At 56.6% G+C, this 12628-nt stretch carries 13 protein-coding genes and 1 pseudogene; 4 read left to right on the top strand and 10 right to left on the bottom strand.

From position 1 onward, the window contains the following. Positions 1-18: 18 nt before the first annotated feature. Entirely contained in the window at positions 19-864 is an 846-nt protein-coding gene (nhoA, locus tag A6013_RS08980; protein WP_069732903.1) for an N-hydroxyarylamine O-acetyltransferase, read from the bottom strand. A 108-nt stretch (positions 865-972) separates the two neighbouring features. Here nhoA and A6013_RS08975 point away from each other — a divergent pair, with 108 nt between their 5' ends. The 3 genes from A6013_RS08975 (at position 973) to A6013_RS08965 (ending at position 2459) form a co-directional block, all read left to right on the top strand. After that, entirely contained in the window at positions 973-1545 is a 573-nt protein-coding gene (locus A6013_RS08975; RefSeq protein ID WP_069732902.1) for a flavin reductase family protein, read from the top strand. A gap of 126 nt (positions 1546-1671) precedes the next feature. Further along, positions 1672-2034: a hypothetical protein gene (locus A6013_RS08970; RefSeq protein ID WP_069732901.1), complete on the top strand. Its 363-nt coding sequence runs from the start codon at positions 1672-1674 to the stop codon at positions 2032-2034. Further along, positions 2034-2459 carry a DUF3828 domain-containing protein gene (locus A6013_RS08965; protein WP_069732900.1) on the top strand — a complete coding sequence of 142 codons (426 nt, stop codon included), beginning with the start codon at positions 2034-2036 and terminating at the stop codon, positions 2457-2459. Before A6013_RS08970 ends, A6013_RS08965 begins: the two co-directional genes overlap by 1 nt. 68 nt (positions 2460-2527) lie before the next feature. Here the strand turns inward: A6013_RS08965 and fusA are convergent, their stop codons facing one another. Further along, on the bottom strand, positions 2528-4627 hold the full coding sequence (gene fusA / locus A6013_RS08960; RefSeq protein WP_041909807.1) for an elongation factor G: 2100 nt from the start codon (positions 4625-4627) through the stop codon (positions 2528-2530). 160 nt (positions 4628-4787) lie between these two features. Here fusA and A6013_RS08955 point away from each other — a divergent pair, with 160 nt between their 5' ends. Then, positions 4788-5102: a helix-turn-helix transcriptional regulator gene (locus tag A6013_RS08955; protein ID WP_041909805.1), complete on the top strand. Its 315-nt coding sequence runs from the start codon at positions 4788-4790 to the stop codon at positions 5100-5102. A 25-nt stretch (positions 5103-5127) separates the two neighbouring features. Here the strand turns inward: A6013_RS08955 and A6013_RS08950 are convergent, their stop codons facing one another. The 8 genes and pseudogenes from A6013_RS08950 to A6013_RS27580 all read right to left on the bottom strand — a co-directional run bounded on the left by A6013_RS08950 (position 5128) and on the right by A6013_RS27580 (position 12621). After that, a complete protein-coding gene (locus A6013_RS08950) occupies positions 5128-6129 on the bottom strand; it encodes a Kdo(2)-lipid IV(A) acyltransferase (protein ID WP_069732899.1) in 1002 nt (333 codons plus the stop codon). A gap of 192 nt (positions 6130-6321) precedes the next feature. After that, positions 6322-6552, bottom strand: coding sequence for a tautomerase PptA (pptA, locus tag A6013_RS08945; RefSeq protein WP_028013275.1), 231 nt, complete (start codon positions 6550-6552; stop codon positions 6322-6324). Between the two features lie 37 nt (positions 6553-6589). Beyond that, positions 6590-7207, bottom strand: coding sequence for a glutathione S-transferase family protein (locus tag A6013_RS08940; RefSeq protein WP_041909801.1), 618 nt, complete (start codon positions 7205-7207; stop codon positions 6590-6592). Between the two features lie 41 nt (positions 7208-7248). After that, positions 7249-8136, bottom strand: a complete 888-nt coding sequence (locus A6013_RS08935; protein ID WP_069732898.1) for an ABC transporter substrate-binding protein — start codon at positions 8134-8136, stop codon at positions 7249-7251. A 9-nt stretch (positions 8137-8145) separates the two neighbouring features. Then, positions 8146-8919 (bottom strand): amino acid ABC transporter ATP-binding protein, encoded by a 774-nt coding sequence (locus A6013_RS08930; RefSeq protein WP_045260613.1) that lies wholly within the window; start codon positions 8917-8919, stop codon positions 8146-8148. Continuing rightward, positions 8903-9829 (bottom strand): amino acid ABC transporter permease, encoded by a 927-nt coding sequence (locus A6013_RS08925; protein WP_047368635.1) that lies wholly within the window; start codon positions 9827-9829, stop codon positions 8903-8905. Before A6013_RS08925 ends, A6013_RS08930 begins: the two co-directional genes overlap by 17 nt. 9 nt (positions 9830-9838) lie before the next feature. Next, positions 9839-10348 carry a GNAT family N-acetyltransferase gene (locus tag A6013_RS08920; protein WP_069732897.1) on the bottom strand — a complete coding sequence of 170 codons (510 nt, stop codon included), beginning with the start codon at positions 10346-10348 and terminating at the stop codon, positions 9839-9841. A gap of 9 nt (positions 10349-10357) precedes the next feature. Further along, positions 10358-12621: pseudogene (locus A6013_RS27580) on the bottom strand (NtaA/DmoA family FMN-dependent monooxygenase). Positions 12622-12628: the final 7 nt, after the last annotated feature.

Genomic DNA, 12628 nt, shown 5'->3' with positions numbered 1-12628 from the left:
GGCGTAGCCGCCACCGGGCTATTTCCCTGCCTGCGGATGCGTATCAAACCCCGCCATCACCGCCGTCAGCTCGGCCAGTGTAAAGCCGTGCTTCGGGTCGTCAACGACCAGGCCAAACCGCTCCTGCATCAGCTTATACAGCGCCTCCGCATCCGGCAAATGGATCTGCTCCTCCACGTGACCGTTCTGCCAGTGGGTAAAGTTGAAGTTAGTCAGCGTCAGCTTGCCACCGTCCGGCAGGTGGCGACACATCAGCAGATGATGACGAAAATGGGACTGCGGCCAGTGCGCCGACCAGAAGTTCCCCATCACGTAATCGCTGAAATACTGCGTCGTCAGGTCAAAGTGGTACATCGACTGCCAGTGCTCGTGGTGACGGAACTGCAGCACCCAGTCGTTGCCTTCGCTCAGCAGTCGGTACATACCGTGCGGCGTCCCCTGCTCCTCGTTGGCGAGCAGGCGAATCGGCGCCGTCAGCGTCTGTCCACCAAACCCCACGTCGGCAATCCAGCGCTCGCCGTTCAGCTCAACTAGCAGCAGGCGGTGCGTGCGCGGCGGCATTTGCGGCGGGCTCGCTAATACCACGCGTCCCAGCACGCTGCGCACGTTAAACCCGACTTCACGCAACACGCGCTCGAAAAGGCCGTTTTGCTCAAAGCAATATCCTCCGCGTCGCGCCGTCACCAGCTTGTCGACCAGACATTGATCGTCAAGATGGATTTCGCGCGGCAGGACTACATCAATATTTTCGAACGGGATCGCACAGTTGTGGTGTAAATGCAGCGCGCGCAGGGTGTCTATATCAACCCGTGTCGGTTGCGCCCACCCAATGCGGGCAAAATAGTCAGTCAGAAAGGGGGACATACATCATTTTCCTTTGATTGTGATGTTCTGTTTATAAACTAATTTGACGCACTCACTTTGATTTACGTGCTTTTTCGTCATACTCATCGTTACAGATGAGGAGATCTTATGAGCCACTTTCGCCCTGTTGAATTACGTCATGCCAGCCGCCTGTTGAACCACGGCCCTACCGTGCTTATTACCAGTCGGGATGAAAACCTCGACAGACGCAACGTGATGGCCGCCGCATGGTCAATGCCCGTTGAGTTTGAACCGCCGCGCATCGCGATTGTGGTGGATAAAAGTACCTGGTCACGTGAGCTGATTGAGCACAGCGGGAAGTTTGGCATCGTCATCCCCGGCGTGGCGGCAGCTAACTGGACATATGCTGTCGGCAGCGTCAGCGGGCGCGACGAGGACAAATTCAACTGCTACGGGATCCCGGTCGTGAACGGCCCTGAGCTCGGGCTGCCGGTGATTGAAGAAAAATGTCTGGCGTGGATGGAGTGCCGATTACTTCCCGTCACCTCTGCGGCAGAGAAATACGACACGCTGTTTGGAGAAGTGGTTTCAGCGGCAGCCGATGAGCGGGCGTTTATCGCCGGGCGCTGGCAGTTTGACGTGGATAAACTGAATACACTGCATCATCTCGGCGCGGGGACATTTGTGGCGAGCGGGAAAATGGTGAAGGCGCTGGATTGATTTCCTAAATTATATCCTACTGAATTATAGTGAATTTCTATGGCATTTTATGTTTACTATTGCGTTCTAAAACGGAGGATATTTCCTGAGTTGCAGCATTAGCACTCTCGCGTTAAGGAAATATCAATGACATGGAATAAAGATGGCGCAATCTCATATGCTAAATCACACGCCCAACCGAAGAGCACGGGGTATTGTGCTCACTACGTCACCGAAGCGATCAGAACGGGTGGAAGATTAAAAATCCCCAATACGCGTCTGGCAAAAGACATGGGGCGGACATTGGTTAACGCTGGATTCCGCCTTGTATACGATCAACCCCATGCAGGCGACGTCGCAGTTATTCAAAATATTGTTGGTCATGATAGCGGGCACGTTTGCATATACGATGGTCAGCAGTGGATCAGCGATTTTGTTCAACGCTCCATGTACCCAGGGCAGGCTTACCGCAACATACAACCACATTACGAACTGTTCAGGCATGACTAATGAAAACACTTTGGTTTTTTCTTTTTGCCCTTTCTCCTCTCGCGGCCGCAGAAAATGTTTATGCACCGGGCCAGGCGGCGCTTAAATTCAATCAATGGTATATCGCCCAGTTAGATCAGCACAAACCGCCCGTAATTAACCCAGATATTATGAATGATTACGTTGCCTCGGAGACAATTGCAGCAATAAAAGAGTTGTATTCAGGTGACAGTAACGAAAAAGATATGCCTGATACGGATATGTTTATCAAATCACAGGATTGGGATGAGGACTGGAATCAGATAACCATCCTGCACTCTGATTTTGACGCCGTTTGCACAAACGTTTATATCGCGTTTGGTAAGAAGCAAGATCACGTTGTTGCAGATTGTCTTATTGAAGAACAAGGGAAATGGAAAGTCCGCTCGGCAACGCTAATTAAGTAACATGGATAATCTCCGTGTCGTAAAAAAAGCACATGGTAGCCCACCGACTACCATGTGCAATTAATTAACTACTTCGCACGCCGCGCAATAATCTCATCCGCAACATTCCGCGGTGCCTCTGCAAAATGATGGAACTCCATCGTGTACGTCGCGCGTCCCTGGGACATCGAGCGCAGCGTGGTGGCGTAGCCAAACATCTCGGCCAGCGGCACATCGGCGCGGATAATCTGGCTTCCGTACTGCTCCGCCATTCCCTGCACCATGCCGCGGCGGGAAGAGAGATCGCCCATGATGTTCCCGGCGTACTCTTCCGGCGTTTCCACCTCCACGTGCATGATCGGCTCAAGAATTACCGGATCCGCCCTGCGAGCGCCCTCCTTGAAGCCGAGGATCGCCGCCATGCGGAACGCCATCTCCGAGGAGTCGACGTCGTGGTACGAACCAAAGGTCAGGGTCGCTTTGACATCCACCACCGGATAGCCCGCCAGCACGCCGCTGTTCATCGCTTCCCGCAGCCCTTTCTCCACGGACGGGATATACTCGCGCGGTACCACGCCGCCCTTGGTGGCATCTTCAAATACAAAACCACTTCCGGGCTCCAGCGGCTCCAGGCTCAGCACCACATGACCGTACTGCCCTTTCCCGCCGGACTGTCGGACAAATTTCCCTTCAATATCCTTCACCGCCTTGCGCAGGGTTTCCCGGTAGGTTACCTGCGGACGACCAATGTTCGCCTCGACGCCAAACTCACGCTTCATGCGGTCGACGATAATCTCGAGGTGTAGCTCACCCATCCCGGAGATAATCGTCTGACCGGACTCCTCGTCAGTATGCAGGCGGAAAGACGGGTCTTCCGCCGCCAGACGCTGCAGCGCAATGCCCATTTTCTCCTGATCGCCTTTGGTTTTCGGCTCAATCGCCAGCGAGATCACCGGGTCCGGGAACTCCATGCGCTCAAGCGTAATGACGGCGTTCGGATCGGTGAGCGTGTCACCGGTGGTCACGTCCTTCAGCCCCACGCAGGCCGCGATATCGCCCGCGCGCAGTTCATCCACCTCATGGCGATCGTTGGCATGCATCAGCACGATGCGCCCGATGCGCTCTTTCTTCTCTTTCACCGGGTTATAGACCGCGTCGCCTTTGCGCAGCACGCCAGAGTAGACCCGAATAAAGGTCAGCTGCCCGACGTACGGGTCGCTCATCAGCTTGAACGCCAGCGCCGAGAACGGCTCATCATCGCTCGGGTGACGCTCCGCGTGCTGCCCTTTTTCATCCACGCCGTCAATGGCCGGCACGTCCAGCGGCGACGGCATCAGCTCAATCACCGCATCCAGCATGCGCTGCACCCCTTTGTTTTTAAAGGCGCTGCCGCAGAGCATCGGCTGGATTTCGCCCGAGATAGTGCGAATGCGCAGCCCTTTGATGATTTCCGCCTCCGTCAGGTCACCCGTTTCCAGGTATTTGTCCATCAGTTCATCGCTGGCTTCCGCCGCCGCGGAGACCATTTTTTCCCGCCACTCCTGGGCGGTACTGACTAAATCGTCCGGCACGGGGGCATAGGTAAACACCATACCCTGCGTCGCATCGTCCCACAGAATGGTGCGCATCTTGATGAGATCCACCACGCCGGTGAAATGATCTTCGGCCCCCACCGGGATGACAATCGGCACCGGATTGGCCTTCAGGCGCTCCTGCATCATCCGCACGACGCGGAAGAAATCGGCACCCGGACGGTCCATTTTGTTGACGAAGGCCAGACGCGGTACGTGATATTTATTGGCCTGACGCCAGACGGTTTCCGACTGCGGCTGCACGCCGCCGACGGAGTCGTACACCATCACCGCGCCGTCGAGCACGCGCATGGAACGCTCCACCTCAATGGTGAAGTCCACGTGCCCCGGGGTGTCGATGATGTTGATCCGGTGCGGCTCAAAGCCTCTGTCCATGCCTGGCCAGAAGCAGCTGACCGCCGCGGACGTAATGGTTATCCCGCGCTCTTGCTCCTGCGCCATCCAGTCGGTGGTTGCCGCGCCATCGTGTACTTCACCCAGCTTGTGGCTCATCCCGGTATAAAACAGGATGCGCTCAGTGGTGGTGGTTTTACCGGCATCGATATGCGCGGAGATACCGATGTTGCGATAACGTTCGAGAGGAATGGGTCGGGGCATGATATTTCCTTAGTCACTATGACGTGTTTGTGACGACCGGGATGGTCGTGCATTGGTTCGTTTGCTATAATAGTCCTATTGTACGAGTATTATCGAACTATTTTTTAAGGGTTGACCTATTGTTGATATAGCTCAATCTGACATCACGCGCAGGAAAACGATGATCCCTAACCACCCTGAAACTGAACAAATACTGCTGGAAAATGTGCTGTTTGCCCTCGGCAACCCGCTCCGGCTATCGATTATTCGCCGGCTCGCCGACGGCAGCGAACTCAGCTGTAACGCGCTGCGCCCGGAGGACGTGGTGAAGTCCACGATGACCCACCACTGGCGCGTGTTGCGCGACAGTGGGGTCATCTGGCAGCGTCCGCAGGGACGAGAAAATATGATTTCACTGCGTCGGGAGGATCTGGATGCCCGTTTTCCCGGGCTGATGGAAATACTGCTAAAGGCCAAAAGCGCTGCCGGAAACTAGCTCCAGCAGCCTTTTGCGTGGCGTTTTAGTGCTGCATGCCCGACTGCTGCGAGAATTCATCGTCGGTTAAGTCAGCCCGAGGGGGCGCGGAGATTTTTTTACGGGCATATCTGTCCGGCACGCCCTCAGGACGCGTCTTGAAGCGACGGTGCAGCCACATATACTGCTCCGGCGCCATCAGCACCGCGCGCTCGATCGCCCGGTTCATCTGGGTTGCAACAGACTCTTTATCCGCAGCCTGCAATGACGCGCTGATATCTTCAAGAATAATCAGCTCGTACCCTGTACCGTCCTCTCTGCGGCGCGGCACAAACGGAATAACGGCAGGTTTCGCGCTTTTGACCAGCATATAGCTGCCCGCCGTCGTGGCGGCATCCGGGACGGCGAAGAATGGCGCAAACACGCTGTTGGCTTTGCCATAGTCATGATCCGGCGCGTACCAGAGAATTTCATTCTGCTTCAGGGCACGGATCATGCCTTTTAAATCATGACGATCCAGCATGGTTTTATTCGAACGCAGACGACCGCGCGTTTGTAGCCAATCCAGGAGCGCATTATTGTTGGGACGATAAACCCCAATACCGGGGTTAAGCATGCCAAATATCCGCGCGCCCAGCTCAAGCGTCAGAAAATGCATGCCAACCAGCACCACGCCCTTTCCCTGCGCCCTGGCCTGCTCCATATGTTCGTAACCGCGCACGGTAAAGCATTTACGCACCCGCCATTCAGGCCAGAACCACGCCATGCCGGTTTCGATTACCCCCATTCCCACGGATTCAAAATTTCGCTGCAGCAAAGATTCACGCGCTTCTGCTTCCATCTGCGGAAAGCAAAGCTCCAGGTTGCGGCGGGCAATCTCGACACGGCGCGGTAGAAGGCGCATGGCTAACCGGCCCAGAACGTGGCCGAGTCTGAACAACAGCGAGTAAGGCAGCAGCATGATAAGCCACAGGGCGGCGATGCCTGTCCAGCTTAGCCAGTATCGCGGGTGGAAAAAAGCAGGTGAAAACCGGGGTAATTTTGTCATGAGAAAATTATCCTTTAATGTGACTGTCCTTAATTGATTCTGTTGTCGATCTTTCCTAAGGATTGATGAAATGTCGGTCGTGAACGTTAAGTGTAACGGATCAGATAAAACTTATTTTTATCGTTTTTTGCGAAAAGAAGGCGTAAGCGGCAGGAGAAACCGGGTAAGACGATGACCTCACCCGGCGAAAGATTACATTGAATACCCGGGCTTTTTAATCAACTCGTCCAGCTTCGGTCCGATTTCGGTATCCCAGACCTGTGCCTTCCAGTCTTCCGGGTTTACCTGGTTCAACGCCACCGATACTGAACCGTCTTTGCTGTTGAAATGGCGAATTATCACCTCGGCGATATCTGCCGCCAGCGCGGTTTTTTGCTCGTCGTTAAGATCGCGGGGAAAACATTTGATATCTACGTGTGGCATATGCAGGCTTCCTGTTATGTGTGAGCATTCCACGTTATCAGATAATGTTGTTTGCCTTTAACACCTTGTGCAGTTCCGGCAGCTGACACACGGTATCCGCAATCGCCGTAAGCTTCGGCGTATTTGTCGCAAACCACTCATGGCGAGGCCCCCAAGTGCGCGCCACCGCAATATACACATCCAGCAGCGTCAGCCGTTCACCCAGCGCAAACGGCGCGGCCTTAAGCTGATTTTCAAACCACAGATAGAGGGATTTCCGGTACTCAATGCAGTTTTTCTGCAGCTGTTCCGGCGCATCAGGCACCCAGCGTTCGGGATAATCGGCATAAGTAAAGGTGGGATAGACGTTCGCCACGAACCAGATAAGCAGACGCTGAAACTGCTGACGCTCGGCCTGCCCCACGGGCGGGGCGAGATCGGGACAGCGGTCGAGCACCATCAGGGCAATCGCCGCCGTTTCGGTCATGATGGCGCCATTTTCCAGCTCCAGCGTGGGCACCTGGCACAGCGGGTTGAGTTTTTGCAGCAGTTCACGCTGCGGGCCGGGCTGGTCAAACCCGTCAACGTTCACAAATTGATAAGGGATATCAGCCAGGGTCAGCATCACTTCACTGATTGCCGAGCCCCAGCCGGGTACGCCATAGAGTTTCATCATGTTGCCCCCTCAGGAGTGAAAATCCTAAGTGTAGAGCACCATTAGTAGGTTATCCCAGGCGGGTTGACCTCCGATTGCGCCACCGTTTCGCCCTGCTCCCCCCAGCGCGCCAGCACTTTCTGGTACTCTCCGCGCTCAATCGCCCCGTTCAGCGCGGCCTGCAGCGCGTACACCAGCCCATTGCCTTTTTTGGTCGTGGTGGCGACATAAGCTTTTTTCGGACCTAAACCGACCACGCGGGTTTTGCCGGTGAGCGCCGCTTTGTAAGCTGAAACCGACTGAGGGCCAAAGAACACGTCCGCCCTGCCGGACTGGATATAGAGATTGCCCGAGGCATCGTCGTGGAGATAGACCGGCAGCGCAGGCGCTCGCCCCGCCTTTTTATTCTCTTCGTTCCAGCCCAGCAGGATGCGCTCCTGATTGGTGCCCGAGCCGACAATCACCTTTTTCCCGGCCAGATCTTCCGCGCTTTTGATTGATTGAATCTTGCTGGTGGACTTCACCGAAAACGCCAGCGAATCGACGCGGTAGGTCGCAAAATCAAACTTCTCTTTACGCTGTTCGGTCACCGCAATGTTCACCAGCGCCACGTCGTAGCGCCCGGAAGCGATGCCCAGCGGCCAGTCTTCCCACGCCGTTGGCACCAGCTTTAGCTTCAGCCCCAGGCTGCCCGCCAGCAGGCGGGCGATATCCGGGTCGCTGCCAATCCGCGTGCGGTTATCGCTGGCCAGCAGCGCCAGCGGCGGGGAGTTCAGCATCGAGACGGCGACCGTCAGCGTACCCGGCTCAACGAATTTATAACCGGCGGGGATCTTCGCCACGGCCTGCCGATCCACCGTCACCGGCAGCGGCTGCTCGTTGGCTTTCAGATCGATGCTGGCGTGGCTTGCCGTTGTGAAGACCAGCACCGCCAGAAGTCCGTATTTCATCTGCGCTCCTTACAGCACTTTTGACAGGAACTGGCGTGTTCGCGCGTGCGACGGACGGTTCAATACCGCGTCGCTGCTGCCCTGCTCCACGATTTTCCCGTCGACCATAAACACCACCTGATCCGCCACCTCGCGGGCAAAACCGATCTCGTGGGTGACCACCACCAGCGTAGTGCCGGACCGGGCCAGTTTTTTGATCACGTCCAGCACCTCTCCCACCAGCTCCGGATCCAGCGCCGAGGTAGGTTCATCAAACAGCATCACGCGGGGACGTAAGGCCAGCGCGCGGGCAATCGCAATGCGCTGCTGCTGCCCGCCGGAGAGATGGCGAGACCAGGCATCGGCCTTATCCCGCAGCCCGACCACATCCAGCAGGCTGTATGCCCTTTCCACCGCCTCTTTTTTGCTGAGCTTCTTATGCGCGATGGGCGCCTCAATCAGGTTTTCCAGCACCGTGAGGTGAGGAAAGAGATTGAAGTTCTGAAACACATAGCCCACGTTGACGCGCTGCCTGAGGATCTCTTTCTCCTTCAGCTCATAGAGCTTGTCGCCCTGACGACGGTAGCCAATGTAGTCCCCGTCGATCTGAATAAAGCCTTCGTCGACGCGCTCCAGGTGGTTAATGGTGCGCAGCAGCGTCGATTTGCCCGAGCCTGAGGGCCCGAGAATGACCGTCACGGAACCGGGCGGGATCTCAAGCGAAACGTTGTCGAGCGCCTTATGGCGACCAAAATACTTGCTGACGCCGGTAATCGAGATATGTCCTTCAGGAGAGGCTTGCATGGATAGGCTCCTGTGCTGGCGTGGTGGTGACGGAACGGGTGCGACGGGCGGCGCGGTTCTGATTAACCGCAGAGCGGCGTTCGCTGCGGGCGAGTGCGCGTTCAACACCGTACTGGATAGCGGACAAGACGGTGGTAATCACCAGGTACCAGGCGGCACCGACCATCAGCAGCGGGATCACCTCCTGCGTGCGGTTGTAGATCATCTGGATGGTATAGAACAGCTCCGGCATTGCCAGGACATAGACCATCGCCGTCCCCTTGGCGAGGCTGATAATTTCATTGAACCCGGACGGCAGAATGGTGCGCAACGCCTGAGGCAGGATTATACGCACCGTACGTCGCCAGGCCGGCAGGCCAAGCGCGGCGGCCGCTTCATACTGGCCGTGATCCACCCCGAGGAACCCCCCGCGAATAATCTCTGCGGTGTAGGCGCTCTGCACCAGCGTCAGCCCCACCACGGCGGTGGAGAACTGTCCGAGCACGTTAATGGTCTCAAAGCTGCCCCAGCTAATGCTGGTGAACGGCACGCCGAGGGAGAGCGTGTCGTAGAGATAGGAAAAGTTGTAGAGAATGATCAGCACCACGATCAGCGGCAGCGAGCGAAACAGCCAGATATAGCCCCACGCCAGGCTGCTCAGCAGCCATGACGAGGAGAGTCTCGCCAGCGCCAGCATGCCGCCCAACACCACGCTCAGCGCGGTACCGATCAGGGTAAGCAGCAGAGTCTGCCCTACACCTTCGAGAATAACCGGGTCGAAGAACCAGCGGGCAAACACCGCCCACTCCCAGCGCGGGTTGAAAGCGACGGACTGGATCACGATCGCCAGGACAAACAGCGCCACCGCGGCGCCGACGGTCCGCAGCGGATAACGCGCCGGGACCACCTTAATGGTTTCAACGTTGCTCATCGTCGTTCCTCATGCGGTTTTACTGAACGCTTCGCGTACCAGCGTTTTAGTGAAGCGCAGCCGACCGTCAAACGGCGGCTGGCTGTACTCTTCCGGATCCCGGTTCAGATCAAACTGTGGCTGGTAGCCCTGGCTGAGATAGAGCCTGACCGCTTCCGGCTGACGGAAACCGGTTGTCAGGTAGATCTGGCTGTACCCTGCCAGCACCGCCCTGCGCTCCAGCACCTGCACCACGCGCCCGGCAAGCCCCTGCTGACGCAGGGTTTTGTCCGTCCAGATGCGCTTGATTTCCGCGGTGCGTTCGTCGAACGGTTTGTACGCACCGGTGGCGATGATTTTTCCGTCACGCTCCAGGACGATAAACAGCCCCTGCGGCGCTAAATACCACTCGGTGAGCTCCACTTCAGCGTCTTTAGAGAAGTAGTCACCGTAGCGGGCGGCATATTCACCGAACAGCCCCTCGATAATGGGCTGAAGTTCGGCATCTTCCGGTGAAACGTCACGAAATTGTTCACGCATAGCGCCTCCTTAATCACCCAGGCCATCAGGATTCACTTCTGACTGCGGAATACGCTCAACGCCTTCCCCCCAGCGGTTCAGCACTTTGTCGTAATCGCCGTTTTTAATTACGCCGTTCAGCGCGGTTTGCACCGGCTCAACCAGCCCGCTGCCTTTCTTCAGCGTCACCGCAATGTGCGCCGCCTTCGGCCAGCCGCCGTCGACGCTGCCGACCAGTTTAGTTTTCCCGTTCAGCGCCGCCTTCCATGCGCCAATCACGTTCGGGCCAAAGTAGGCATCCGCGCGCCCGGACTGGAGCGCCAGCGTTTGCGCCGCATCGTCTTTGGTGTAGATCGGGGTAAACGGTTTCAACCCCTTCTTCAGGTTTTCAGCATTCCATGCCAGCAGGATGGCCTCCTGATTGGTGCCGGAGCCGACGATAATCCGCAGCCCGGCGATGTCCTCAGCCTTCTGAAGCGATTCGATCGGGCTGGTCGATTTCACGTAGAAGCCGAGGGAGTCCTTACGGTAGGTGGCGAAATCAAACTTCTCTTTGCGCGCTTTGGTAACGGTAATGTTGCTGATGGCGGCATCGTATTTTCCGGACGCCACGCCCAGTGGCCAGTCTTCCCACGACGTTGGCACCACGTTCAACTCAAGTCCGAGGCTGTCGGCCACCAGACGGGCGACGTCAACTTCACTCCCGAGCAGCGTTTTGTTGTCGTCGGAAAATACCGTCAGCGGCGGTTGATTCAGGCCCGCCACCGCCACGGTAAATTTCCCCGGCACGGCGAAGCGATAATCTTTCGGCAGCTGCGCCACTGCATCGCTGTTTTTGGCGGTATTGATCGGCGTTTTATTGGCCTCGATGCTCACGCCGGTGCCGTTAATGTTCACATTCTCTGCCCAGACGGCAGGGGTAAAGGCCAGCGCGAGCGCCAGAATAAGCGATGTTTTCTGCATAGCGGAGTTCTCTTTTATTGTTGTGTGAACTGGTTTTTCGGTTGGTCTAAGCCCAGGCTTTCGCGCAGCGTGGTTCCCGGGTAGTCGGTGCGAAACAGGCCGCGGGCCTGTAAAACGGGCACCACCTGGTCAACAAAGCGCGGAAAGGTATCCGGCGTACCGCCCTGGATGATGAAGCCGTCTGCGGCATAGCCTTCAAACCAGGCCTGCAGACCGTCGGCGACCTCCTCCGGCGTGCCGGAAAAGCGCGGGCGCGGCGATGCGGCCTCAAGCGCCACCTGGCGCAGGGTTAAGTTGCGCTCGCGGGCATTTCGCTTAATTTCATCGGTGGTGCTACGGAAGCTGTTTTTGCCTAAGTCACCGATATCCGGGAACGGCTCGTCGAGCGGATACTGGCTGAAATCGTGATGTTCAAAATAACGCCCGAGGTAATTGAGGGCATCGGTAACCGACACCAGCGCCGCCGTGGTTTGATACTGGTTTTCCACGTCATCGGCGTCTTTACCGACAATCACGCTGACGCCCTGGAAGATATGTAAATCTGACGAGCGGCGGCCGTTTGTTTCCAGCTGCTGCTTAACGTCGCGGTAAAACGCTTTTGCCTCGTCGAGCGTTTCGTGATGAGTGAAAATGGCGTCGGCATGTTTTGCCGCTAGCTTTTTCCCGTCGTCCGACGCGCCCGCCTGAAAAACAATCGGACGCCCTTGCGGGGTGCGACCAATATTCAGCGGACCGGCGACCTGGAAGAAGTCACCGTGGTGATCGAGGGTATGCAGCCTGGTCGGGTCAAAAAACTGACCGCTCTCTTTGTTGCGTATAAACGCGTCGCCTTCCCAGGAGTCCCACAGCCCTTTCACCACGTCGAGATACTCATCCGCAATGCGATAGCGCAGCGCATGCTCGGGGTGTTTTTCGCGCGAGAAGTTCTTTGCCGACCCTTCCAGCGGCGAAGTCACTACGTTCCAGCCCGCACGTCCGTTGCTCAGATGATCGAGGCTGGCGAACTGGCGCGCCGTGGTAAAGGGTTCGCTGTAGGAGGTGGATAATGTTCCCACCAGCCCCAGACGCGTGGTGATGCTTGCCAGCGCGGATAATACCGTTAACGGCTCAAAGCGGTTTAAAAAATGCGGAATGGATTTCTCATTTATATAAAGACCGTCGGCAACGAATAAAAAATCGAGTTTGCCCTCCTCCGCTTTTAACGCCGTCTCTTTTACAAATTCAAAATTAATGCTGGCATCCGCGACCGCCGCCGGATGACGCCAGGCGGACATATTGCCCGATGCACCATGCAAAATGGTCCCAAGCCGCAGTTGACGATGTGCAGACATATTTACC

Origin of the sequence: Enterobacter sp. IF2SW-B1 (assembly GCF_001743375.1) — a bacterium.
GTDB classification, from domain to species: Bacteria; Pseudomonadota; Gammaproteobacteria; order Enterobacterales; family Enterobacteriaceae; genus Enterobacter; species Enterobacter bugandensis.
The sequence above is the reverse complement of the archived record's forward strand: the minus strand, read 5'-3'. Positions and strand labels throughout refer to the sequence as shown.

Excerpts from the sequence above, each read along its gene's own strand:
- nhoA (WP_069732903.1), bottom strand. The coding sequence starts at position 864 with ATGTCCCCCTTTCTGACTGACTATTTTGCCCGCATTGGGTGGGCGCAA.
- A6013_RS08975 (WP_069732902.1), top strand. The coding sequence starts at position 973 with ATGAGCCACTTTCGCCCTGTTGAATTACGTCATGCCAGCCGCCTGTTG.
- A6013_RS08970 (WP_069732901.1), top strand. The coding sequence starts at position 1,672 with ATGACATGGAATAAAGATGGCGCAATCTCATATGCTAAATCACACGCC.
- A6013_RS08965 (WP_069732900.1), top strand. The coding sequence starts at position 2,034 with ATGAAAACACTTTGGTTTTTTCTTTTTGCCCTTTCTCCTCTCGCGGCC.
- fusA (WP_041909807.1), bottom strand. The coding sequence starts at position 4,627 with ATGCCCCGACCCATTCCTCTCGAACGTTATCGCAACATCGGTATCTCC.
- A6013_RS08955 (WP_041909805.1), top strand. The coding sequence starts at position 4,788 with ATGATCCCTAACCACCCTGAAACTGAACAAATACTGCTGGAAAATGTG.
- A6013_RS08950 (WP_069732899.1), bottom strand. The coding sequence starts at position 6,129 with ATGACAAAATTACCCCGGTTTTCACCTGCTTTTTTCCACCCGCGATAC.
- pptA (WP_028013275.1), bottom strand. The coding sequence starts at position 6,552 with ATGCCACACGTAGATATCAAATGTTTTCCCCGCGATCTTAACGACGAG.
- A6013_RS08940 (WP_041909801.1), bottom strand. The coding sequence starts at position 7,207 with ATGATGAAACTCTATGGCGTACCCGGCTGGGGCTCGGCAATCAGTGAA.
- A6013_RS08935 (WP_069732898.1), bottom strand. The coding sequence starts at position 8,136 with ATGAAATACGGACTTCTGGCGGTGCTGGTCTTCACAACGGCAAGCCAC.
- A6013_RS08930 (WP_045260613.1), bottom strand. The coding sequence starts at position 8,919 with ATGCAAGCCTCTCCTGAAGGACATATCTCGATTACCGGCGTCAGCAAG.
- A6013_RS08925 (WP_047368635.1), bottom strand. The coding sequence starts at position 9,829 with ATGAGCAACGTTGAAACCATTAAGGTGGTCCCGGCGCGTTATCCGCTG.
- A6013_RS08920 (WP_069732897.1), bottom strand. The coding sequence starts at position 10,348 with ATGCGTGAACAATTTCGTGACGTTTCACCGGAAGATGCCGAACTTCAG.